The following is a 24725-nucleotide window of genomic DNA, read 5'->3' on the forward strand; positions in this document are numbered from 1 at the left end:
CCAAGCGGTTTCCCCTCCCGTGTAAGGAGGGGGTAGGGGTGGTAGTTGAATGCGTGCATTCTTTTGATTATTTGTGTTTTCCGCAGCCTCCGCAGCCGGTGCATTCGTGCTCTTCGTTCACGACAGCAGGATCACCGTGTCCGCCTCTTTGACCGCCACGCTTGTCCATCATCTCTTTGCGGCGTTTCTCCATTTCCTGTTTTCTCTTTTCCTGGTTAGCGACGTAAGTTTTGTATTGGTCGTCGGTGAGGATTTTCTTTAGAGAAGCGTTTTGTTGGTCTTCTATTTTCTTCATGTGGAACATCACGGAATCACGTTGACCTTGATATTTCTTCATGAGTTCGCCTCTTTGCTTGAAGTTCTCGGTGAGTAAATCTTTCACCTGTTTCTCTTGTTGCTCGTTGAGCTTCAGTTCGGTCTTCATTTGCTCGACGGATTTCTTTATCATTTCTTCCGGGTTCATTTGCCCTCTTTGGCCGCGATGTTGTGGACCTTGCGCGTTTACTCCTAATGTCATCAATAGGAATAGAGATGAAATAATTAAGGTTACTGTTTTCATACTTTGTTTTATTAACGTTTATAATGGCATGAAATTTAGGATTTTAAGGTAGTCTGTAAATTACATGCGTTTTTAAAATGCATTTGCTCTTATGACAAGATACGGGCGAAAAGGTTTATTGGTTACTGTTCCATTTTCTTGAAAAAACTTTATATTTGTGAGATAGATAAACGACATTGAATCGTGTGGCCGGGAACGGGTGGATGTGTAACCTTGTAATAATGAAGTCAATTTGGGTGATAAGGAGGTAAATATAGTTCTGGAGTTCTCTCGCGGAGGGGAAAAGGCTTTTCGGATGTTGTACGACCGTTACGTGGTGGCGTTGCGTTATTTTGCCGCTAAATACGTGGATGACGAGGCCGCTATTGAAGATGTCGTGCAGGATGCTTTCGTGGCGTTGTGGGAGAAGAGAACGGAATTCCGGGTGGAGAATGCCGTGAAATCCTATTTGTACAAGGCGGTGCGAAATGATTGCCTGAACTTGATCCGGCACCGGCAGGTGGAGAATAAATACGCGGAGGAAATGATCGTGGAGGATAACCAGTCGGAGTTTTTTCTGGATCGGGTACTGGAATCCGAGATATTTCAAGTATTGCTTTCCGTGTTTGACGAGTTGTCCCCGGCGTGTAAGGAGGTCTACCAGATGAGCCTGGACGGGATGAGTCACGAGAAGATTGCCGAGAAACTGGGTATTTCGATCAACACGGTCAAGAAGCACAAGAATAACGCGAATCATTACATGAAAGAACGATTGAAAAATGTGTTGTCTCTGTTATTATGGATTTCCTGAAGGTGTGAAGAGGGGACTGTTTACACTGGGAATTATTGTATGCTCTTTGCTGGCACGAGGGCAACAGCGGGAGTATAAGATTTGGTTTGACCAGCCAAATGACACGAGCGGCATGGCCGTGTGGCTGAAAAGCAAGAGTTTAACGAATGCCGGCGATGTCATGCGGAATCCCGACCGGCAATGGGAATCCCGTTCCCTGCCCTTGGGAAACGGGAGTTTGGGGGTTAATGTAATGGGATCGGTCAACGTGGAGAGAATCACGCTTAACGAGAAAACTTTATGGCGGGGCGGGCCTAACACGACAAAAGGTGCTGCTTGTTATTGGAACGCGAACAAGCAATCGGCACACGTGTTGAGAGATATACGACAGGCTTTCGCGGAAGGTGATTTCGACGAGGCGGCACGGCTTACCCGCCGGAATTTTAACGGTTGGGTTCCTTACGAATCGTGCGCCGAGGAGCCTTCCCGTTTCGGGAGTTTCACGACGATGGGGGAGTTTCACGTGCGGACGGGTATTGACGAGCGAGGGATAGAAGACTACAAGCGGGTATTGTCGCTCGATTCGGCCATGACCGTCGTGCGATTCCGGAAGGATGGGGTGAATTATCGTCGGGAATGTTTTATCTCGTACCCCGATCAGGTGATGGTGATAAGATTCTCGGCAGATAGGAGGGGGAGGCAACATCTGGTTTTCACGTATACTCCTAATCCCGTTTCTAGCGGGGAGATCCGGGCCGATAGGAAGAGGGCGGCTATTATTTACACGGGGCAATTGGATAATAATCACATGAAGTATGCCGTCGCGGTGCGGGCCGTGCTGAAGGGGGGAAGCGTGTCGAACACGGGGGGGAAGCTTCGGGTTGAAGGAGCCGACGAGGTGGTTTTTCTCGTGTCGGCAGCGACGGATTACAAGATGAATTTCGACCCGGATTTTGATGATCCGGGAACATACGTCGGGAATGATCCCGTGGGTGTCGTTCGGCAGAGACAGGAAAAAGCCGGGGGGAAGGGGTACGAACGATTGTTGAGAAGACATTACCGGGATTATTCCGCCTTGTTCGATCGGGTGAAGTTGCGTTTAAACCCGGCTGTCGGCGAGGTCGATTTACCCACGAACGAGCGGTTGGAGCGTTATCGTCAGGGACAGCCTGATCCTTACCTGGAGGAGTTGTACTACCAGTTCGGACGTTACCTGTTGATAGCTAGTTCCCGTCCGGGAACGATGCCCGCCAATTTGCAGGGCTTGTGGCATAATAACGTGGACGGGCCTTGGCGGGTGGACTACCATAATAATATTAATCTCCAGATGAATTACTGGCCGGCTTGTCCCGCGAACCTGTCCGAATGTATGTTGCCGTTGGTTGATTTTATCCGTACCCTGCAGAAACCGGGAGCCGTGACGGCCAAGGCTTACTTCGGGGCGAGGGGGTGGACGACTTCCATTTCCGGGAATATATTCGGTTTCACTTCTCCCTTGAGTAGCGAGGATATGACTTGGAATTTCTGCCCGATGGCCGGTCCTTGGCTGGCAACGCACGTGTGGGAGTATTATGATTTCACGAGAGACCGGGATTTCTTGCGGGAGATAGGTTATGATATTATCAAAAATAGCGCCCGTTTCACGGTGGATTATCTCTGGCATCGTCCGGACGGTTCTTACACGGCAGCCCCGTCCACCTCGCCGGAACATGGCCCGGTTGACGAGGGTGCCACTTTCGTTCATGCCGTGGCCCGGGAGATATTAATGGATGCCGTCGAGGCGAGCCGGGTTCTGGATGTCGACGGGCGGGAACGAGCCGGGTGGGAGCGGGTGTTGGAAAGGCTTGTACCTTACCGGGTGGGGCGCTACGGGCAGTTGATGGAATGGGCAAGGGATATTGATGACCCGAAGGACGCTCATCGTCACGTGAATCATCTTTTCGGTTTACATCCGGGACACACGATTTCTCCGGTGAGTACGCCCGAATTGGCGAGGGCCGCGCGGGTAGTACTGGAGCATCGGGGAGATTTCGCGACGGGGTGGAGCATGGGATGGAAATTGAATCAATGGGCCCGCTTGCATGACGGGAATCATGCTTACACGTTGTATCGTAATTTGTTGAAAAATGGTACGTTGGATAACTTGTGGGACACGCATCCCCCTTTCCAGATTGATGGTAATTTCGGGGGCGCGGCGGGTGTCACGGAAATGTTATTGCAAAGTCACATGGGTTTTATTCACCTGCTTCCGGCTTTACCGGACACGTGGCAGGAAGGGGAGATCGCGGGGCTTCGTGCCCGCGGTGGTTTTGAGGTGTCGATCAGGTGGAAGAATGGCTGTTTGACCGAAGCGATCATTGTTTCAAAAGCCGGGACGCTTTGTTCTGTACGTTATGGGGATCGGGTTTTCTCGTTTCCTACCCACCGGGGAAAATCTTACCGGGTCGTGTTGAACCCGTCGAAAGACGGGATTACGCTAGAGCAATGAAGTATTAACGCTCTCACGTTGTTCCCTCGTGGGCTCTTTGTAGCCGGGAAATAAGGTGACGGGAAGAGGATATGGCTAGTGTTAAATTTACTTATTCCCCGCTAAAATGGCGGTTATGTGGCGGTTATGTGGCGGCTAAATGACGGTCAAGCCCGGAGATAATCGGGTAATCGTGTGGTAATAATCAGGGAACATGGTTGGGTATCCCCGGTTTTGTTCCGGGAAAAGGTGAATTTAAAGCCGTTGATAATCAGTGGTAATTAATGAAAATTAAAAAAAAGAGCATTTTTGTATTACACCAAATGGACTTTAGCGTGCTTTAGTATAAACCAAAGCATGAGAGTATGCAGTTACGAGATGATGATAAAATAAAGCAATTGATTCTGGACCATGCACGGGGAGAACTGGACGAGGCGGGAGAACGGGAATTGGAGACGTGGCGGGAGAAACGGGTGGAAAACGAGGAGATGTTTCAACGCGTGATGTCGATGGAGAATCTGGAACAAGGATTTCTTCGATTCGTGAAGAGTCCGGGGGCCGAGGAAAAGACGTGGAACGGGATACTGGCCCGGACAACCCGGAAAGCCGCGAGGGTGAATCGTTTGAGATGGATCAGGTACGCGGCGATGATCGCGTTGCCGTTAATTGTCGGGGGAATGATTTATTTCATGTCAGGTTCTTCCGACAAGCATGAAGTGATTGCCGGGTCTGTGCAGATATTGCCGGGTAAAGCCAAGGCGGAACTGGTGCTTCCGGGAGGGGATAGAGTGTTGTTGGGTGAAGGGGGTAATTCTTCGGTGTGGAACGGGGTTCGGAGTAGCGGAGATACATTGTATTACCGGGAATCGGAGGAGCTACAACCGGACGAGAAGGAAGAGTTGCACGTGTTGCGGGTGCCAAGGGGAGGTGAGTACACGTTGGTGTTGGCCGACGGGACGACCGTTTACTTGAACGCGGAATCGGAATTGAGATACCCGAAACAATTCAAGGGGGAGAACCGGAAAGTGATACTGGTCGGGGAGGCTTATTTCGACGTGTATCATAACGAGCAACAACCTTTCCTCGTGGAAGCCGGTGGTATGGAAGTTCGGGTGTTGGGGACGTCATTCGGGGTTCGGGCCTATCCGGAAGAGGAAAACGTTTTGACCACGCTTGTACAGGGGAAGGTGAACGTGGAGGCTGACGGGCGGGTGGTGAGATTGCAGCCCGGGGAGCAGGCGGATTACGATAAGGCGGATAAGCTGTTGACCACGGCGAAAGTGGATGTCAACCTGTTTGTCGGGTGGAAAGACGGGCGTTTGATCTTTGATAATGCTCCCTTGGAGGTGATCCTCGCGGAATTGGGGCGTTGGTATTCTTTTGATGTATTCTACGCGAACGAGAATTTAAAACAGATTCCCTACTCGTTGAATGTCAGGAAAGACGAGCATATCTCCGGGGTGTTGAAGTTGATCGAGAGAACCCGGAAGGTGAAATTTGAAATAAATAATCAAACAATCATAGTGAAATAACGACAAGGAGCAGTGCTGCAAACACTGCCCCAAGTCATAATTCATCCTGCTGCAAACAGGAATTGAAATATTGTCGAATCTTAATTACAAAGTTATGGAAAAAAAATGTTATGCCTATATGGATAGGCATAGAAAATTAATGAAGCTAATTCTAATGATGAAAGCAACATTTATTTTGTCGGTTTTGTTTGCACTACAAGTGCATGCTGGGGTCTATTCCCAAGAAGTACGAGTGAGCATGGAGCTCGAGGGTGTCTCGATAAAACAGATCATTAACGAGATTAAGTTGCGCACGGAGTTTAGTTTCGTGTACAGTGATGCTGATTTGAAGGGAATAGAAAATCGAAATGTTGTGTTTAAAGACGCCACGGTTGTTGATATCTTGAATAGTTGTTTGAAAGGTACCGGGCTAAAATATTCTATTGAGGAAAAAACGATTGTGATTTGGAAGGAGTTTGTTCGGTTGGAGAAGAAAGTGGAAGAAAAGATTGTTAAAGGAGTGGTGGTAGACAAGCAGGGAATTCCTTTACCGGGAACGACGGTTGTGTTGAAAGGTACGGTTTCGGGTGTCGTGTCGGATTCCGTTGGATGTTTCCAAATCAAATTGCCGGAGCATGGGATGCATGTACTCGTTTTTTCATTTGTAGGTATGAAAAAACAGGAAATCCCGGTAGCGGGTAAGAGTTTTATCCGGGTGACGATGGAAGAGGATAGTGAAAACCTGTCCGACGTGGTGGTTACCGGTTACCAGACGATTTCCAAGGAACGGGCAACGGGTGCTTACTCGATTGTGGATGAGCAGGCGTTGAGACAGAAACCGACTTCTAATCTTGCACAGGCATTGGTCGGGTTGGTGCCGGGATTGACGGTGGTGAGTGCCCCGGTGGATGGTCAGGTACGTTTTGCCATCCGGGGACAGGGAACGATATCGCAAATCGGTATGGGGGGAGCTAATTTCAAGCCGGACAATGATCCGCTGATCGTGGTAGACGGTTTCCCTATTAGTGGTTATATGCTTGAAAGTGATCCGTTTTCATCCATTAATCCGAATGATGTGGAGTCAGTTACGGTGTTGAAGGATGCTGCCGCGACTTCCATTTACGGGGCGCGTGCGGCCAACGGGGTGATCGTGATTACCACGAAGAAAGGCAGGGGTGGAAACAGGCTGGAGCTCACGGCGGATGCTTACTGGTCTGTGAGTTCCCGGGCTGATTTGGGTTATCTGTTCAACATGGCTTCGGCGGAGAATCAATTTCGCTTTGAGGAGTTAATGCATAAATACGACCCGATTAATTTTGCGAGTAATGACCCTTACACGAAGCTTTCAGCGCGGCGGCGGTATATGTCGGCACCATACAGTATGTTGTACGAGCGAGATAGTAAAAAGAATCTAACCGCGGAGGAGTATGAGGCTAAAAAACAGGAACTTGTCAAACTGGGAAATCGGGGGGTATGGAAAGATGATTTGAACGAGTATATTTTCCGGCGGATGGTGCGTCAGCAGTATAACGTGTCGTTGCGGGGGACAACGGAGAAACTGGATTATGCTTTTTCGGCTTCTTATGACGATGAGGACAGTTACCTGCAAGAAAATGGCAGTCAGCGTGTGTTGCTGAACTTGACCGGAAATGCCCGGTTGACGAGAAACCTGACATTCGAACTGGCGCTGAACACGATGTTCGGGAAGGAGGAAAACAACGGTACGAGTATTGAAAGTATGCGGGGATGGCTTAGCCCGTGGACGCGTTTGGCGGATGAGGAGGGGCAGTTTGTGCATGTGCCAACTTCTCAGACTGTATACGAGCCTCTGTTGATGTCGGGGAAATATTACGCGGGCAAGACTCCGGTAGATTGGACTTATAATCCTGTTGTCGACCGGGATTACACGGATAACTATTCCAAGACAATGAATTACAGGGTACAAGGTGGTTTTGACTACCGGACTACCTGGGGATTGAAAGTGAGTGCTAAAGGGCAGTATGAACAGCGGCGGTATAACAAGCATGTCTCTTACGAGACGGAATCGTTTTACGTGAGGAATTTGTATAACACGTATGCCGAACTGCAGGAGACGGGAAGGTATATCTCTTATTTCCCGAACGGGGGTGTGTTTTCCAACGAGGGGCATACTTATGAGGCTTACAATTTGCGAGGACAGGTGGATTATAGCATGGTGAAAGATAAACAAGCGTTTAATATCCTGGTGGGATCGGAGGTTATTTCCGCCACGACGGAAGCGGACCCGAAAGTGACACGTTACGGGTATAATAAGTATACCAATTCCGTGTTAACGGAGCTGGATTACGTGACGAAAAGAGACAATATTTTCGGGGTATCCGGATACATGCCTTATGAGAAGCTAGGAAGTCTGTCGACTTTAGAGGATCGTTTCTTCTCGGTGTATGCCAATGCGGCTTATACCTATGACGACCGTTATTCGTTGACAGTCAGTTTCCGTACGGATGCTTCCAATTTCCAGGCGGAAGATGTGCGTGATAAATTCTCTCCATTCTGGTCTGTCGGTGCCAGCTGGTTGATTTCGAACGAGCTTTTCATGCAGCAGGTGTCTTGGGTAGATCAGTTGAAATTGCGCGCATCGTACGGTATCGCTGGAGTGGCGGCTGGTAAGCGGGGAACGTCCAGCGTGACGACGGTGGCGGTGCATCCGGGTAATCTCATTTATTCGGGGAATGAATCTTTTAACACGATTGCGGCACGCGGCAACAATACACTGACGTGGGAGAAGTCGCGGACGCTCAATATCGGTGTAGATGTGGCACTTTTCGGGCATAAATTGAGCGGTAACGTGGAGTTTTATAATAAGTATTCTTATGATGTGTTGGCGACGACAACGGTGCCGGTAATTTCGCAGGGGGAGAATTCCATGTTGTTGAATAACGCGGAGATATTGAACCGGGGTGTGGAGTTTTCAATCGGTTCGAACTTGCCTGTCGCGGGGGATTTGAAGTGGAGTGGGATGATGAATTATTCATACAATCATAATGAGTTGAAAAAATTCGGCTATACGGGGCCTTATATGCCTGTTGGTACCCCTTACGTGGTAGGACACCCGATCGGTTCTGTCAGTGTGCTGAAGCCGGTGGGGTATACGCCCGAAGGTTATGTGTTGTTGGAAGGGAGAGATGGTGCCCGGGAGACCATCTTGGACTATTCTTCCTCGCACGTGATGGATTACGTGATTCCCCGGGAAGGACAGACGTTTAATGATAATAACTGGGTTTATTATTTAGGACCGATGGAACCGACGAGTTCATTGAGTTTTAGTAACCAGTTTAATTGGAAAGGGGTGACGTTCTCTTTCATGATTACAGGGCAGTTTGGTTATTATGTTATGAATAGTTATTATGATAGTTTTTCGCCCGATCGCAGAAATCTTGCTGCTTATTCTAAACATCTGGACAAGGCTTTTGAGGTGTATGACAAGGGATATGCTAACCAGGCGTCTTATTCCGAATTGCCGCTTTATACTGATGGAAATGTGGAAGCTTTCCGGGGAGGGCTGGCATATTCTGCCACGATAGGGGCTGCCATGTATTTCAGGAATAATTTAATGAAAGGAGACCATATCCGTTTAAACGAGGTGTTTTTGGGGTATGATCTGCCGCAAAGCTTGTTGGCGAAACAAGGGGTGTTTAATCATATAAATGTTTACGCGCAGGCGAGTAATTTAGGGCTGATTTGGAGTGCCAACGGGAAAATGGATCCTAATTATCCTCTTGGGAGTTTGAAACCGATGCCTGTTTTTACGTTTGGTTTGAGACTCGGTTTTAAGAGTTGGTAAAATGAGTGTGAATAAATTAACTGTAAGGAATATGAAAAAAATATATACAATCGTCACCCTGTTGGGAGCTATGATATTGAGTTCGTGCAGTGATTTTCTGGATGAGCCTACGGACAAGTCGGGTAGTGCTTACATTTATCACATGGATCAGCTTTATGGTTTGACAGGCAGCATAGATCTTTATTTGTTTGATAAAGTTGATAATATAACCGGGGAGGGAGTTTCTTCCGGTGCTTACCTAACGGAATTTCTTCCGCTGACGGATGCAGTGGAACTGACACCGGAGTTTTACGTGTACGGGTTGTTGTCGAGCGAGTCGACCACTTATGAAGCGTATTGCTGGCAAGGAAAAACATTGACAACTTCAGATTGGATGTTATGGACCTGGACTCCGGTTTGGGAACGGATTTATCGTTTCAATACGGTATTGGAATATCTGGATAAGGTGGTGCAGACGACCGAGGCAGTCCGTAATCAAGTGGAGGGCGAGGCGCGTTTCGGGAGGGCATATTATCATTTTATGCTGTTGACGCAGTATTGCCTGTGGGGGGATGATAAACCGGGCATCGGTTATCGGGATAATACCATGGCAGGGGAGATTCCGGGCCGGGAGACGGTTGGCTATACGCTGAAACATATCTATGAGGATTTGAAACTGGCAGAAGAAGCGTTGACCAAAGCGGGACGTACGGCGTTTGACCGGGTACATAATTTCCGTCCGACGGTACCGACGGTGCAGGCGTTCCGGGCGCGGGTAGCCCTGTATCGGGGGGATTACGAGTTGGCATTGCAGAATGCTACGAATGCGTTGAAAGTCCACAGTACATTGGTGGATTTTAAAAATGAACCTGAATACGAGTTGACACCGTGGAGTTTTATTAGTATACTGGATGAAGCGGGTGAGCCGGTGGATGAAATCGTTATAAGTTCGATGTTTGATTTGGAGGACATGGATACAGAGGCGGTAGCGAAATATGAAGAGTTATATTTACCCAATGTATCTTGGGAAGGTTTAGGGGGAACCTGCCCGATTTCAGAGTCATTTTATAATCTTTGGGATCGGGAGAATGATGCTCGCTGGATTTATTTCTATAGTTCTTGTACGCCGCTTTTGATGGCTTACGCTAATCTTGTCGAATTGGATGAAGATACTTGGACAGAATATATCAGTTATGAAAATTGGCAACATTTGAAACCTTGGAATTTGTATAGTTATTCGCGTTTCTCCGGTAATTCGCTTATTGGTATGACGACGGCAGAAATGTATCTGATAAAGGCCGAGTGTGAGGCGCGGAGTGGTGATACGGGGACGGCAGCAGAGACGTTGAAAACGTTGCGTTACACCCGTTTTATGGATGAAGCATCAGCTGAGGATGGTGTTACCGGAAGCGTGCAGGATGTGTTGGACGAGCGTTTGCGCGAGATGGGAGCTTTCTGGAGGTTCTATGATGTTAAACGTCTGAATGGGGCGGAGAATGCCGGTATTTCTATTCGCCGCGAAATTTTGACTAATCCTGCCGATTTGGGTACATGTGTTCAACTGGAAATTACTCCGGACGACCCGCGTTGGGCGTTGCCTTTCTATACATTTGAAGCTGAGACGATGGGCTGGGAACAGAATGCAGGTTGGGAATAAAAACTAGTTGATTTATAAGATGAAGGGTGGATAAATTATTGAATGAATAGAGATTTGTAATTAATTTTGAAGTAATATGAAAATGGAAAAATATTTGATGTTGTTGGTGATGAGTGTGTTGTTTGCCTGTAATAGTCAGGCCGGATATGTACTGAAAGGTGTGTTTAAAGGAGCTGGAGACGGGAAAGCCGTATTGATGATGGGTAAACAAGTGATTTGCGATACGGTGGAGATGAAGGCAGGGAAGTTTGTGTTTGAAGGAGAAACACCACATGTGGGATTCGCCTTGGTGGTGGTGGCTCCGGAAGGAAAGGAAGCGGTTCAGATAAGTTTGGTGTTGGAGAACAGTCGGATTGAGATGCGAGGAAATTGGAAAAATGTGGGAATGAATGAAGAAGGAGACTTGATTGTTAAAGGAATGACCGTTACCGGATCCAGGAATCATGATGTAGAACGGGAATTGAGCGAGCAGTATAGAGTGGTGGAGGCATTACCGGAGTTTAAGAAATATGCAGAACTGGCAAAAAAAGTGTTGGATACCCCGGAAATATTGGAAGATACAACTTTTTTTTGGATGTATAGAAAAGAGTTTGATGCGTATATGGCGCGGGTGAAGGAAGAGCAATTGAAGATTATGGCAGCTAACCCTTCCGTGGAAGCGGCTGCTTACTGGTTGTGTTTCATGATGAATGAAATGCCATTGGAGGAGTTGGAATTGGTTTTTGGCCAGTTTGATGCGAAGGTGCGGGAGAGCGAGTTTGCGCGTGAAGTGCGGGAGAATGTTGAGCTGAGACGGCGGGTTGAGCCGGGACGCCCAGCTCATGAATTTACACTGGCGCAGCGGGACAGTTCGTTGGTAAGCCTTTCTGATTTCCGGGGTAAAGTAGTGGTACTTGACTTTTGGGCAAGTTGGTGTAAACCTTGCCGGGCTTCTTTTTCTTGGGTACGGGAGTTTTACGAGGAATATCGGGAGAAAGGGGTAGAAATTATTGGGGTGAGTATTGATGCGAACAAGGCTTCGTGGGAAAAAGCGCTGGATGAAGAAAAGTTACCGTGGCTACAAGTGATTGACGAGACTCTGAAAGGAGGGAATTATCGGGTAGGTGAATTGTACCACGTGTTGGCGGTACCGATGTTTGTAGTGGTGGACAAGGAAGGGATGATTGTGGTACGGGCACACATGGAGAAGGAGGAATTGGCGGCAGTGGTGGACAAAGCGTTGAAGAGATAAATCTATGGGATTGTATTAAACAGGGATTAAGAGGATGTAAATTGAACCGTGTTAGCAAAGTTAATATGCTGATGCGGTTTAATTTATATCCTCTAAAGTTTGAAGACCGGTTATAAATTATTGTAGACCGTGTCGTGAAAGACTTACATTCGATCTATCTCATTCATAGGAATCCCCGTGAACTCAGAAATGTTTACCGAAGATATTCCTTTTGATTTCAATTTTCGAGTGATATCCAACGCTTCTCTTTTTCACCTTCAGCTTTTCCTCAGTGACTTGCATATCGTGATCTTCTCCCCGAGAAGTGTCGTTATAAGACCTTCCAGTACCGAGAAATTGGCTTTGTCGCGGAGTAGGCGTTTCATCGCCCAGTCAAAACGGATATAGCTTGCCATAAGTATAGAATATTTATAAAGATAATTGTTACTCTACATACAAAGGTACAATTATTTATCCTTCCGAGACATAAATGCCCTGCGTCAGTTACTTGACCTTAATCTTTTTCCCTTTCGATTCATTGTGAAAGCGGTCGACGGCAGTCACCACGTAGCGGTATTTCGTGCGGGTGGCGGGAAGATAACATTCCGTGTATCGGGTGATGGCGGCGATTTTCGAGGGATCGTCGAGGTTGATACTTTGGCCGGGGGCAAAGCGGTAGATCACGAAATACTGGGAATTGCGAGGGTCTTCACGGTCACCGCGGGTCATCCATGTCAGCGTGTAGCCTTCTTTTGTCCTGGTGAGGCGGGTGTTGCTTATCTTTTTCGGGCGTCCCTTGTACATGTGGGTGTAGGCTGGGATAAGTGCCGTGTGGCGGTGATAGTGTTCTTTGAGGCTGTCGGCGATCCCGGTGTTATTCCAGAGAATCTCGTTAGCGGGCCAGAAGCAGTTACCCTGCACGTGGCGTAAGGAACGGGCTAATTCCATTTTCCGGGTGAGATCCCCGGCTTTCATCGTGCGGGCCACGTCCTGCCCGATGTACAAGTGAATATCGTGGGCATTTTTGTCCCACCATTTGGCCAGCGTGATGTAATCGGCTGCCGGGTGCCCGATCTCCCAGTATACCTGTGGAATATTATAGTCGATCCATTTCTTTTCCACCCAAAGCGTCACGTCGGCATACAGGTTATCGTAATTCTGTAAACCGTTGGTGTTACTTCCGCTACCATCAGGGGTACTCTTTTTATTCCGGTAGATCCCAAAAGGGCTGATCCCGAAACGCACCCACGCTTTGGTTTTCACGATCGTGTGTTTCAGTTCCCGGATCAACTGGTTCACGTTCTCCCTGCGCCAGTCATCCCGTTCTTCCGGCTTGTATCCTTTTTGCATTCCGTAAGCGCGAAAACTGTCATCGTCCGGGAAAGGCATCCCGTTCACTGGATACGGGTAGAAATAGTCGTCCATGTGGATCGCATCCACGTCATAGCGGCTCACGATGTCCTGCACGACCCGACAGATGTATTTACGACAAGCGGGTAATCCCGGATCAAAAAGTAGTTGTTTGTTGTAGGTTACGAACCACTCTGGATGTTCGTGGAAGACGTGGGAGTCTGCCAGCATGGAAGTACCGGAAGTTCCGGCACGGAAGGGGTTGAGCCAGGCGTGGAATTCCATGTTACGGCGATGGCACTCTTGGATGAGGAATGCCATGGGGTCGAACATCGGGTTGGGGGCAACGCCTTGTTTGCCCGTGCAGAAACGGCTCCAGGGTTCGATTTCCGATTGGTACCAAGCGTCGGCTTCCGGTCGCACCTGAAAGATGATGGCGTTGATACCGCACGCTTGCAGTAAGTCGAGTTTACGGATAAAATCAGCTTTCATTTCTTCGGGGCTCATGCAGGCGTATTCGCCTTGGAATACCGTTTGAATCCATGCCCCGCGAAATTCACGTTTCGGGGATTCTTGCGCCGATAGGGTTATGATGCCCGCGAATAGAAATAGAATGAATAACCGGATATGTTTCATGCGTGTGAATTTATTTAGAATGCCGCGAATATACGTATTTCCCGGAATAAAAGAAAGGGAGACCCTGATGTCTCCCTAAAGTGATGGATTTAGATGTACTATGGTGTGAATGGGGTCAGGGCGACCCCGGGCAGGATTAATCCAAGGATTGGATTAATTGTTCCATTTGTGCTTTCATATCTTGTGCTTCTTTTGAATCTTTTTTTGGTTTCTGCGAGATGACTTGCCGGGCACATTCCAGCGATTTGTCCCGCAAGCCCATTTCGTGATACAAGTTTGCCAGCAGGAAATTGGGATATACCATACCGGGCAGCATGTGATGTGCTTTTTGGAAGTTTTGTTCCGCCAGTTGGTATAGACCTAACGCTTGGTAACTTTTACCGATACGATTGTATATCATCGGGTCGGGAATCGTTTGTACCACTTGCTGCAGGATTTCGATACTTTTTTCGTGTTGCCCGCTTTGTGCTAGGGCATGGCCGTATTCCTCCAGAAGACGGGGATGTCGTAGTGTGTTGGTTAGCGGGGCGTATATTTTGGCAGCCGTGGCGTATATTTTCATGTTATAGTAAAGACGGCCATGTGCCCATTCCTTGTAAGTTTGGTATTGGGATAATTGCGGGTACACGATTGCGGTCGTGATTCCGACTAGCACGACTGTCGCCAGTGATGGTACGAACTTGGGAAGTTTTCTTCGGTCGGGAAGAATATCTGATGTCCCGAGAGTGATAAGTAATATCAACACGATAGCGAGTGACAGGGATTTTACCGGGGAACTGAGGAATCCCGTGATCGTGAAAGCGATTAATGCTCCCGTGATGGCCAGTTTTTCGGGGTGTCTTTTCTGATCCCGGAAACTCCTGACGAGAACCGTTCCGATAAGACTCGCGAAGAGTAAGAATCCGATGATCCCGTTTTCCGCGGTAATCCGGATAAAATCATTTACCGGGCGATTCGGGTTTGTTGCCAGGAGTGTTTCCCGTTCACCGTGTTCACCTTGTTCGAAATACATGGATTGAAAGTCTCCGAATACTTTGTGAAAATTACCGATTCCCACGCCGAGCAGGGGGTGTTCACTCACGACCTGCAAGGATATTTTCCAGGTCAACAAATGCTCGTCGACCTTGTCTTTTTGTAACAGGTAGAAACCAGAGAAGAGCCCGCCAACGGCCAATAAAAGGGATGATATGAATATGATCGCCCGTTTACGGTTATTCAAGAATACATTTTTCACGATCGTGTGAATGTTCAACTTGAAGTATAGGACGAATAAACCGCTGCATCCGGCCACGAACCAGGCTATCGGTTCCGCGGTGAAAGGGAGAATGGATAATATCCCGATCAACCCGAATGCGGATAACAGGAATAAAAGGATCTCGTCGATCGTTTCTACTTTCGTGTGCTCCGCGCTTTCTTCCAGGTTATATTGCGTGATTCTGGTCTTTAATTTTTTATATAGCGTGATAGTCCAGTAAAGGGCTATCGGTAGCGTGATCGCCAGCAGGATGGCGTAAGCGTAGGGGCTGTAGATGGAACCCGTGAGCTTGAATTCTTTTGGCGAATCGGGTATATAAGCGTATAACTGGAAATATCCCCAGATTACTTCCAACAGCGCGAGGGCGATGATCACGAAATGAAATGCCTTGGCTGCGTTTTTATAATGGTTGAAAAAAATGTCAAAGAAGAAAAAGGAAATGACTAGTAGCAAAAATATTTTCGCGTTCATCATTTCCATGTTAGAGTTTCGGGATATGTCAATAATCACTACAGTCATGATCCCTATCATTATTGACTTGGTTAAATCGATGCTAGCGATCGACTTGAAGTAAAAAGCTAGTAAAAATGTTATCAGTCCCGCGACCGATAACGCTGAATAGAACCAGAAATACTTGGCAATCGTGATACCGTTCATGCTGTCGGGGTCAGTCACCAGTATCGTCGATACCAGTAAAAGAAAGCCTGTAAAAGCGATCGGGTATACTATGTTCTGTATTCGTTGGGTCATCTTCTATTCTCGCTGTTTGATTCCTCGTGTGTGTTATTTTTTGTTGTTTCCTTGTTTTATTTGTTTTGATTTTGAGGTCCTTGGAAGGGTTTTCCTGTTAGGGATTACCGATCCAAGGCTCAAAATACCCCCACGGAAAATTAATCCAATGTATGTTTGATCAACACTGAATTAGGATTATTTGTTAAGCCATAAATGGCATTTTCTTCTTTGTTGTAAGAAATAGAGGTGAACGGATCTCTTAGTAAATAAGTGCGAACGTGATTGCCCTCCCAGTCGAACACAACGATCCGCTCACCATATATCATCAGGTCTTTGTATTGCTGGTAACTTCTACCGGAATACAAGGCGAATATGTAATCATCGCTTACCTCGACGTCACGAAATCCGTAAAGATTGCCCGCGGAATATGCAACCGGGTTTCTCCTACTTTTAAGTGTGGCTTTCGGAGAATATAGATTCAGCTCGGTGATGCGAGTGATGTTACAAGGTATGAGAGAGCAAAAATCTATAATACCGCTTAGCATATTCGCGCAGACAAATTTCGTTCCATCTGGTTTTATCTTGATAATGTTACTAGCAAATAGAGCGCTCATCAGCGTGTCGCTTACTGAACGATAGGTCGGGATTTTAGGGAAATCCAGGAAAAATTCTTCTTTGCCGTCATCCATCAACGCGTATCGCCCATCGGTAAACACCCCGGTCGAGATGATTGTGGAGCCGTATTTTGACACGCAAAGATGTTTTTTGTCTTTTGGCATGTCGATGAATTTCGGGCCGAATCCCGGTTGTCCGAATTGATTCATGTCGAATTCAACCAACCGATCGTTGCCGTAGTCATAAGCCGTGAGCATTCCTTTCGTATCGAGATTCATCGTGAGAATATATAGTCCCCGATCAGCCCCCATACCAACTGGCAGGTAACTACCCAAGACTTTTCCTTTTTCGTTATATATCGAAATCTTGTTCAACCCTTCTTGATCCAGCACGATAAATAAAGAATCCTTTTTTATTACTTTAGTCGGGTTATAAATCCCGATTTCTTCAAGATTGATTCTTCCATCAAGTTTGTTTAAAGTTACGGCACGACTTGTACTAAACAAGGGATTATCTTGTTTCGGAGTATTATGTTTCTCGTCAGAGCAACTAAATGCGAGAAATGAGGCTAAAATTGTATATAATATCTTTTTCATAACAAATGATTCTAAGGGATTGATAAACCAACTGAGTAGACAGGGTTTCCGTCTTCATCGAAAGTAAAACATAAACCACCGGGTGCAGTACATGGATTGTTGCTTCCTGATTCATCCGCACCCAATGCTTCAACATTCTGAATTTTTATATCTATATTCGTGGAATCTTTTCTTAGACTCACATTTTGTAGTGTCAGTACTAAGACAATAGATATAAATAGTGTGATTAATATTGTTTTTCTCATTTGTTTTGGTTTTGATGCGAGACAAAGATAAAGTATCGGAATGGTTTAATTTGTACCAAATTTGTACCAATTTTTAGTTAATAGACGTTAATGTTTTTGAGCGATTTTATATGTGAAATAGAGAATAATTTCTATATTTTTGCGTGGATTTATAAAACTGTGGTATATGAATAGAAAGATTTATATTGTTTGGGGTGTCGTGATTTTTGCTATACTCTGCTTACTGATATTTCAACGGTTCTGGCTAAATCGAACGATTGAATTCAAGAAAGTAGAATATTTGAATTTGGTAAATAATACGTTGTTGGAGATTGTGGAATCTGATTTTGAAGAGTATATAATGCGTAATCAGGCAAAAGGAGAGAATCCTGTTATTATAAGTGTGAATTCAAATGAAAGTCTTGTGAAGTTTGTTTTGAAGGGAGATACAACAGTTCTTAACTATGATAAGGATTACGGATATTCGAGTATTCCACGTAAAGTCTGTTATGATTTAATAAAAGAGCAGGCAACAGAAAATATTCTCATGTTAGATAGTATTTGTACATCAATCTTTGATCGTAAGGGGATAAAAGAAGAATATATATTAGAACTGATAAATACTGAGAGTGGTGAAATTCTCGCTTCTACCGAAAAGAGTTCTTCTAAAATTAAACGGCGTCTTGTTTCACGTGTAGTAGAATTGGGACTGAATAGTCATCATGGCGTGATTGTTTATTTTGACACTCCTTATAAGGCATTTTTCCGAGATATGACCGGAGCTCTAGTTAGTTCTTTCCTTTTATTGGGCTTGTTGTTTTTCTGCTTATATTATCAGATTAAGACGATCGTTGCTCAATATCGTGAATCTAAAATTCGTGAAGAATTCATGAGTAGTTTGGTTCACGAGTTAAAATTACCTTTAGCCACGGTGCAGAATGCCGTAACGAGCGTGAAATCGAATGGTGTTGAAAATTTAAAGGAAGAGCAACTTAAGTATTTAGATATCACGTATGAACGGACTGATATCTTGAATAAAACTGTTCATAAATTATTATCTGTTTGGAAACAAGGTTTTAAAATATCATGGAATAAATTAAATTTGCGCGTAACTATTGATTCACTTGTCGCTTTATTTGATCCCGTGTTGATCGGGAAGAACGTGACAATAAAGGTCAATTATCAATTGAGTGTTGACGTGATTGAAGCTGATGATATGCATTTCCCGAATGCGATAAGCAATTTGATCGAAAACGCGATTAAGTATTCGGGAGATCCGGCTGAAGTCGAAATTGAATGCAAGGAGGTCGAGGGGATGGTCGCTATCGCGGTTAAAGATAACGGGATCGGTATTCCCAAGAAATTTCAAGAGAAGATTTTCGACCGTTATTTCAGGGTGCAGCGCGTTCGTTCGACAGATGTACACAGTTTCGGGTTAGGGTTAAGTTACGTGAAACAAGTCATTGAGGCTCACGAGGGAGTGATCCGGTTAAAGAGCGAGGTGGGAGAGGGTACTACTTTTACCGTGATGATTCCTTTGATTAAAGATGAAAACAATTAACAGTAGACGAACGGGAAGATGATTAAAATTTTGTACGCGGAAGATGATGCCATACAGGCGAAGATGTGTATTGACTATTTGGAAAAGGCCGGATATCAGGTTTTCCACGCGGCCGATGGAGCGCAAGCGTTGAGCTTGTACCAGAAGGAATCTCCTGATTTGATATTGATGGACGTGGTTATGCCTCAAATGACCGGGTTCGAGGTGGCTAAAATTATTCGCCGGGAAAACGTGTCGATTCCCATCTTGTTTATCAGTTCCTTGCCGGGAGGTCAGTGTGCTATCGACGGTTTCCACTCTGGGGCCGACGATTACATTCGGAAAGAAGTTCTTCTGGAAGAGGTTGTTCTACGAATAGAACGCTGCTTGAAAAACGTTGAACCGCAAAAGGACGAGATGGATTTTCTGGTAATTACCGATGGCGTGTGGTTCGATCCTGTACGTCGTAACCTGACGAAAGACAATGAAGTCTACCAGTTGACTCCCATAGAAGCGAGAATCTTGAAAGCGCTGTGCGTGAATAAAAATCAATTTTTAGATAAGGAGTATCTATTGCGTGAGGGGTGGGGAAACGGTTTTGAAGAATCGTATCGTTATCTGGATAAAGTGATTTCCCGGTTAAGAAAATATTTCCCCAAGAACGCCGAGGCCGCCATTCTTACCTCGTGGGGAAAAGGCTTCGGGTTGATAATCAAGAAAAAGAAGAAAAAAGGGGCGTGAAGTAACGATTATTTCTTCGAATAACTCTTGTAATCCTCGATAAGACCCTCGCACATCCAGTTGGCAAGGGCTTGGCGGTTGTCTTTCAGGAGGAAGCGTTGTTGGTCCCGGCTGTTTTGGATGTTGCCCAGTTCGACGAAGACGGCGACTGGGTGGGTTTGCTTGATGACGTACAGGTCACGGGGAGAGACTGTGCCCGAGAAACCCCGGAGGGGTTGGTGTTTGTCGTATTTGCGGTTGAATACTTCCTGTAGGGTGTGGGCGAGGTGTTTGCCCTTGGTGCTACTCTCGTAGTGGTAGAAGAACACGTCGATTTGCTTGCTTTCGCTCCGGCTATCGAGGTGGATGAAGAGGGCACGGCGGTAGGGTTCCTTGTCTTTTTTGAATAGCTCGTTGATTTTATCGCTACGTTGCTGCAGACGCTTGATCTGGTTGAGGGGGATCGGTTGCCCCATGCAAGTTTCCCGGTCGCTGACGGCAAGGAATTTGTCGTCCCGGATACCGTCCTTCGCGTCTTGGATGATGATGTGTACTTTCGCTCCTTTCGACAGTAGGTTGCGGGCCAGTCGGAGCATGATGTCATAGGCGTACTCGTCCTCGTGCAGCGGGTGACCTTGGAGTTCACCGATAGCTCCCGGGTCGGGGCCACCGTGACCGCTCACGAGGTAGAAGCATGCCCCGTTCAGTTCGTCGGAATCAATGGCGTATTTGGCCTGTTGTTCCCCGAAAAGAGGTTCGTACCCCTCGTTGTTCACGGGGGGAAGGGTATAAGTGACGCCTAGTTTGAGGTTGTTGTTCTTGTCTAGTTTACTCTGATTCAGTTCGATGAATTTATCCATGTGGAATGGTTTCGTGCGGTTGAAACGTTTTAGGAATTGCAGTACGCCTTCTCCCTTGTTTGGTTTGGCTGTTTCCTGGGCGGAAATGGGAAGTGCGAACAGAACGAGGAGTAGAATCGTGTATAAAGCGAGCAAGTGTTTCATTGACTAAATTTTGTGACAAAGATAGGGATTAAGTTTATAAAGTCCATGACGGAGAAATTTAGAATTTAGAATAAAAAAGTACTGGCCTTGTATGGTGGGGATTTAAAATTGATAAACTTTTGCGGGTGCTTTGTTTTTTGGTTCTGAATAGATTGAAATGAATTTTAAAAAAAGCAATAATATTGACCGATGACGCAACTTTTTAAAAATATAAGCATCCTATAAGTGTATTAAAAAAAACAGCTATGAGAAATAAAACATGGAAATTTGCACTTATTTGTTCGTTGATCGTGATGGCTTTTACGGCTTGTGACGATGATGACGAATATTATTACGTGGGCGGTGGAAGCTCATGGATTAGTTATGGTAACCTCGAAAAAATTGATAACGGGACCCGTTCTAAATTTGCTATTCGCCGGGATGATGGCAGTCGGTTGATCGTGACGGAAGGGTTACCGATTAATTTTGACGAGGCCACGGATGATCTTCGGGTGTACGCGAACTACTCTATCGTGGGAAGCGAGCGGGACGAGACCGGGTTGGAAGGCCGGATGAACTATTACATTCGTCTTTACCGGCTTCGTGACGTGTTGACGAAAGATCCCGTGAAGCAATCCTTTATAAACGAGGATGAGGAACAACGGCAAGACAGCATTGGTAATGATCCGATTAACGTTCGGGAAGCGTGGTTCGGTGGTAGATACCTGAATGTCGAGTTTAATATTCCAGTAACATCGGACTCGAAAGTTCAACATTTTATCAATCTGGTACAGGATGATGTGGTGGCTCACAATGACACTGTTTACGTGACTTTGCGTCATAATGCTTACGGTGAAAAACCTGACACGGGTAACGATCGCGGGAATTACTTCTGGGCTCGGGGACAGGTTTCTTTCGATCTGACTTCCATCGTACCCGAGGGACAAAAGTCAGTTCCGGTGAAATTAATCTGGACCGAGTACGAAAAGAATTTCTCGGGAACGATCACGCGTGAGGATAGCGGGACTTACACGTTGTCCGGTACGAGCGAGGCGGAAGCAGATAAAGGATTGAACCAAGATAACAGTAAGATGGTTGAGAGCGAGAAAGAGGCGAATTGCGAGGTGAAGTAAAGAATATACGACTTTCCTCGTGTACGGGAAATAGGGGAAAGTAGGTATATAAAAGGGAGACCACGGGTAAGGGTCTCCCTTTTGCTATTTATGAGGAGTATTTTCGCCGGACTCTAATCGGTGTTCCACCTGTATGTTGATAATATGCCGGGGAAAAATTAGGGATAAGTGTACGCACCACATCGGCAACTTATCGGTAACTTATCGGCAACTTATCGTTAACTTACACTTGGGACTGGGTCGCAAGTGCTGATATATAGGAGAATAACCTCTTGGAGAGAGAAAGTAGTGTTTAAAAATGTTAATACGAGAGCTATGAGGGAGGTGATTGGGAGGTGGCGGGGTTTGTTTAAGAAAAATGGTTTCGTGCAACTTTTACTATAAAAGAGTGAGGGGCTTAAAAGTTTGAAATACTTTTGGCCCCTCTCTCGGTTAGAAGTGAAATCTTGATACTGTATTTTTTAGAATATACCGAATTTTATCCCGGCAAAATAAGTTCTGGGTAAGCCCGGACCGTAGATATAACCGGAATCCCGGAATTCTCCTTTATCAAAATCATTCTGGTAGCAGTCGAACACGTTTTGCACGCCCGCGTTGACTTGTATCGTGTAGCCGTTGCGGACTTTGATGTCGTAGGCGAGTTTTAACGTGGCGTCAAAGAAGGAATCAGTTTTCTTCAGCACGTCCTTTTCTATATACCCGGCCGAGTGCCCGACGTACATGGGACCGGTGTAAGTTCCGGAGAGTGCCGTCGAGAAGTTTTTGAAAGGGAGCAGGTTCAGCGTGACGTACCCGTATTCGTCGGGCGAACGCAATAGTTTGCGACAGGCTGCCACGTCCGGGTCTTTGCTCCAGGCCACGGGTTCATCGTATTTGCTACTTTGCAGGGTAGCCCCGAATTGGAGTTGCACGGATTTGTGCGGTGCGATTTTTCCCTCTAGGTTGAACCCCTTGACCACGGCATCCGAACCGTTGCGGCGTTCCAGTATTTTGTTCTCGTCGTCCGATTCGATTTCTTCCAGCACGAACGGGTTGTGTAGGCTCGTGTAGAAGCCTTCTAGCAAGAGGTTGATTTGCACGGGGCCCCAGGTGGTGTAGTAATCCACGGATGCGCTATAACTGCGGGAACGTTCGGTTTTCAGGTTTTCAGCCACTTGTATCAGTGTGACTTCCCCCCCGACGGCCGCCACGTGAAGGTCTTCGTCATACGTCTGCGGAGCTCGGAATCCCTCGGAATAACTTGCCCGCAAGCTGAGATCGGCGATCGGGTTGTAACGAATGTTCAAACGGGGACTGAATATCGGGTCATCAAGTTGTGAATTCTTGTCCAGACGTCCGCCCAGCAAGAAGCTGAAACGTGCGGTTTTCCATTCGTTCTGGAGGTAGGCGCTGTACACGGATACTTCCTGGTTGATTTCCCGGTGATATCCCAGCATGAGATCGTTCAGTTTGTTGTAGGAATACTCGACTCCCGCGGTGAGAGAGGAGGGCAAGAAGAGGAAGTTGTCGAAGTCGTGGGAGTATTGGGCCCCGCCAACGACGGTGAAGTCCGTGGTTTTTCCGTAGGCGTTCGTGTCCCGTCCGGCACCATAGTAAGATTCCCGCCCGATGTTTTGTAGGGAGGTGTACACGTTCAAGCGATGTTTATAATCCTTTGACGAGAGGGTGTAGTTCAGGCTCCCGCCGTGGATGTTGTGGTCGGCTTGTTCGGCAACATCGGCTTCGTGTGGAGGACGGTCGAAATTGTTTCCTCCGCGACGGAATTCCTTGATGTGGTGGTATTCCAGCGTGAATTTACTGAAATGAGTCGGTTTGTAATAGGTTTTGAATCCGAGCGTGGTGCTGTTTATTTTTCCTAGTTCGGAGAATCCGTCGTCATCGTGATCATAGGGTTGGCGATCCCGTACCATTCCGAACAGGTAGATCCCGGCATCGCGTTGATCGTTGACGATCGCCCCGTTGAAGGAGGTGACGTTATCGAAACTTTCACCATCTATCGCGGAGAGGGTATGTCCTACTTGGAAGAAATTGTATAAAGGGTCTTTCGTGATGATGTTAACTGTTCCCGCAATCGCATTGGCTCCGAAGAGCGCGGAACCTCCGCCTCGTAAGATTTCAACTCGCTCGACCATGTTGGCGGGGATTTGTTCCAGCCCGTAGACCCCGGCGAGGGAACTACACATGGGGCGACTGTCGATCAGGATCTGGGAGTAAGGGCCGTCCAGCCCGTTGATGCGTACTTGTTGAAAACCGCAGTTCTGGCAGTTGTTTTCTACCCGTAATCCCGGCTGGAAGTTTAATCCCTGGGAGAGGCACACGGAGTTTGTGTTTTCGAATACTTTGGGTGATAGTACGTTGACGATTACCGGGGCTTCTCGTCGGTCGGTCTCGTTCCGGTTGGCGGTGACCACGGCTCCGTCAAGCATGACGGCATCCTCGCTGACCTCAAAGTTGATTTCCTGGGTTTTCCCTTTGGTAATCAAGACTTCTTTTTCAACGCTTTTGTAGCCCACGCCTTGCACGCGTAACGTGTATTTTCCCACGGGTAGGTTTTTCAAGAAGAAGTGTCCGGTTTCGTCGGTTGCGGTGCCGATATTGGTTCCTTTTAACAGGATGGTCATGAAAGGGAGATGTTCCCCGGTTTCCTTTAATATGATGTGTCCGGTGATATGAGCATCGGTTGTTTTTTTTACGGTATTTTCCTCGTCTGCCCGGCTGTAAAGGGCGGGTAGAAGTAATATAATAAGCGTAAGTAAGTTTTTCATTCGCACGTAATTGTTTGTCGCCTTCGGCGAGTTGCAGGTTACAGGTTTGCAGGTTGCAAGTTGTTCCTGCGCATCCGATATGGCGTTTGGTTTATTTTTATAAAATGAACACACAAATTTGCCAGACTGAATTTTTTGTTCAGCGGATAGGTGCATGATACGTCCTTCACCCTTGTTTATGGGGTGTATATTGTGAAATTC

At 46.6% G+C, this 24725-nt stretch carries 17 protein-coding genes; 9 read left to right on the top strand and 8 right to left on the bottom strand.

Annotated elements, in window-relative coordinates; translation table 11 throughout:
* Nucleotides 1-67: 67 nt before the first annotated feature.
* Complete coding sequence (locus DWW52_RS14690; protein ID WP_118716260.1) at nucleotides 68-559, bottom strand: hypothetical protein; 492 nt, start codon at nucleotides 557-559, stop codon at nucleotides 68-70.
* A gap of 232 nt (nucleotides 560-791) precedes the next feature.
* Between DWW52_RS14690 and DWW52_RS14695 the strand changes: the two genes are divergently transcribed.
* The 6 genes from DWW52_RS14695 (at nucleotide 792) to DWW52_RS14720 (ending at nucleotide 11996) form a co-directional block, all read left to right on the top strand.
* Entirely contained in the window at nucleotides 792-1349 is a 558-nt protein-coding gene (locus tag DWW52_RS14695; protein ID WP_118716261.1) for an RNA polymerase sigma-70 factor, read from the top strand.
* Nucleotides 1318-3816 (top strand): glycoside hydrolase N-terminal domain-containing protein, encoded by a 2499-nt coding sequence (locus DWW52_RS14700; RefSeq protein ID WP_118716262.1) that lies wholly within the window; start codon nucleotides 1318-1320, stop codon nucleotides 3814-3816. The genes DWW52_RS14695 and DWW52_RS14700 overlap by 32 nt, the downstream gene beginning before the upstream one ends.
* 344 nt (nucleotides 3817-4160) lie before the next feature.
* Nucleotides 4161-5327 (top strand): FecR family protein, encoded by a 1167-nt coding sequence (locus DWW52_RS14705; protein WP_118716263.1) that lies wholly within the window; start codon nucleotides 4161-4163, stop codon nucleotides 5325-5327.
* A 154-nt stretch (nucleotides 5328-5481) separates the two neighbouring features.
* Entirely contained in the window at nucleotides 5482-9129 is a 3648-nt protein-coding gene (locus DWW52_RS14710) for a SusC/RagA family TonB-linked outer membrane protein (protein ID WP_158582617.1), read from the top strand.
* Nucleotides 9130-9160: 31 nt separating this feature from the next.
* Entirely contained in the window at nucleotides 9161-10765 is a 1605-nt protein-coding gene (locus DWW52_RS14715) for a RagB/SusD family nutrient uptake outer membrane protein (RefSeq protein WP_158582618.1), read from the top strand.
* Nucleotides 10766-10841: 76 nt separating this feature from the next.
* On the top strand, nucleotides 10842-11996 hold the full coding sequence (locus DWW52_RS14720) for a TlpA disulfide reductase family protein (protein WP_118716266.1): 1155 nt from the start codon (nucleotides 10842-10844) through the stop codon (nucleotides 11994-11996).
* Nucleotides 11997-12253: 257 nt separating this feature from the next.
* Here the strand turns inward: DWW52_RS14720 and DWW52_RS21035 are convergent, their stop codons facing one another.
* From DWW52_RS21035 to DWW52_RS14740, 5 genes are all read right to left on the bottom strand, one after another.
* Complete coding sequence (locus DWW52_RS21035) at nucleotides 12254-12391, bottom strand: hypothetical protein (protein WP_158582619.1); 138 nt, start codon at nucleotides 12389-12391, stop codon at nucleotides 12254-12256.
* Nucleotides 12392-12479: 88 nt separating this feature from the next.
* On the bottom strand, nucleotides 12480-13961 hold the full coding sequence (locus tag DWW52_RS14725; RefSeq protein WP_118716267.1) for a glycoside hydrolase family 10 protein: 1482 nt from the start codon (nucleotides 13959-13961) through the stop codon (nucleotides 12480-12482).
* 136 nt (nucleotides 13962-14097) lie between these two features.
* Nucleotides 14098-15966 carry a hypothetical protein gene (locus DWW52_RS14730; RefSeq protein WP_118716268.1) on the bottom strand — a complete coding sequence of 623 codons (1869 nt, stop codon included), beginning with the start codon at nucleotides 15964-15966 and terminating at the stop codon, nucleotides 14098-14100.
* Between the two features lie 140 nt (nucleotides 15967-16106).
* Nucleotides 16107-17159, bottom strand: coding sequence for a BF3164 family lipoprotein (locus tag DWW52_RS14735; RefSeq protein WP_118716269.1), 1053 nt, complete (start codon nucleotides 17157-17159; stop codon nucleotides 16107-16109).
* Nucleotides 17160-17170: 11 nt separating this feature from the next.
* The gene (locus tag DWW52_RS14740) at nucleotides 17171-17404 is read right to left on the bottom strand and encodes a hypothetical protein (RefSeq protein WP_118716270.1); all 234 of its coding nucleotides are present in this window, start codon (nucleotides 17402-17404) and stop codon (nucleotides 17171-17173) included.
* A gap of 166 nt (nucleotides 17405-17570) precedes the next feature.
* On the opposite strand from DWW52_RS14740, the gene DWW52_RS14745 reads away from it, so the two are divergent.
* Both DWW52_RS14745 and DWW52_RS14750 read left to right on the top strand, forming a co-directional pair.
* A complete protein-coding gene (locus tag DWW52_RS14745) occupies nucleotides 17571-18944 on the top strand; it encodes a sensor histidine kinase KdpD (RefSeq protein WP_118716271.1) in 1374 nt (457 codons plus the stop codon).
* Between the two features lie 18 nt (nucleotides 18945-18962).
* Nucleotides 18963-19664, top strand: a complete 702-nt coding sequence (locus tag DWW52_RS14750; RefSeq protein ID WP_118716272.1) for a response regulator transcription factor — start codon at nucleotides 18963-18965, stop codon at nucleotides 19662-19664.
* Nucleotides 19665-19672: 8 nt separating this feature from the next.
* Here the strand turns inward: DWW52_RS14750 and DWW52_RS14755 are convergent, their stop codons facing one another.
* Entirely contained in the window at nucleotides 19673-20647 is a 975-nt protein-coding gene (locus tag DWW52_RS14755; protein ID WP_118716273.1) for an N-acetylmuramoyl-L-alanine amidase, read from the bottom strand.
* Nucleotides 20648-20892: 245 nt separating this feature from the next.
* Between DWW52_RS14755 and DWW52_RS14760 the strand changes: the two genes are divergently transcribed.
* Nucleotides 20893-21759, top strand: coding sequence for a NigD-like C-terminal domain-containing protein (locus DWW52_RS14760; protein WP_118716274.1), 867 nt, complete (start codon nucleotides 20893-20895; stop codon nucleotides 21757-21759).
* Nucleotides 21760-22220: 461 nt separating this feature from the next.
* Here the strand turns inward: DWW52_RS14760 and DWW52_RS14765 are convergent, their stop codons facing one another.
* Nucleotides 22221-24524, bottom strand: coding sequence for a TonB-dependent receptor (locus tag DWW52_RS14765; protein WP_118716275.1), 2304 nt, complete (start codon nucleotides 24522-24524; stop codon nucleotides 22221-22223).
* Nucleotides 24525-24725 lie beyond the last annotated feature (201 nt).

Source organism: Odoribacter sp. AF15-53 (assembly GCF_003479425.1).
Taxonomy (GTDB): Bacteria; Bacteroidota; Bacteroidia; order Bacteroidales; family Marinifilaceae; genus Butyricimonas.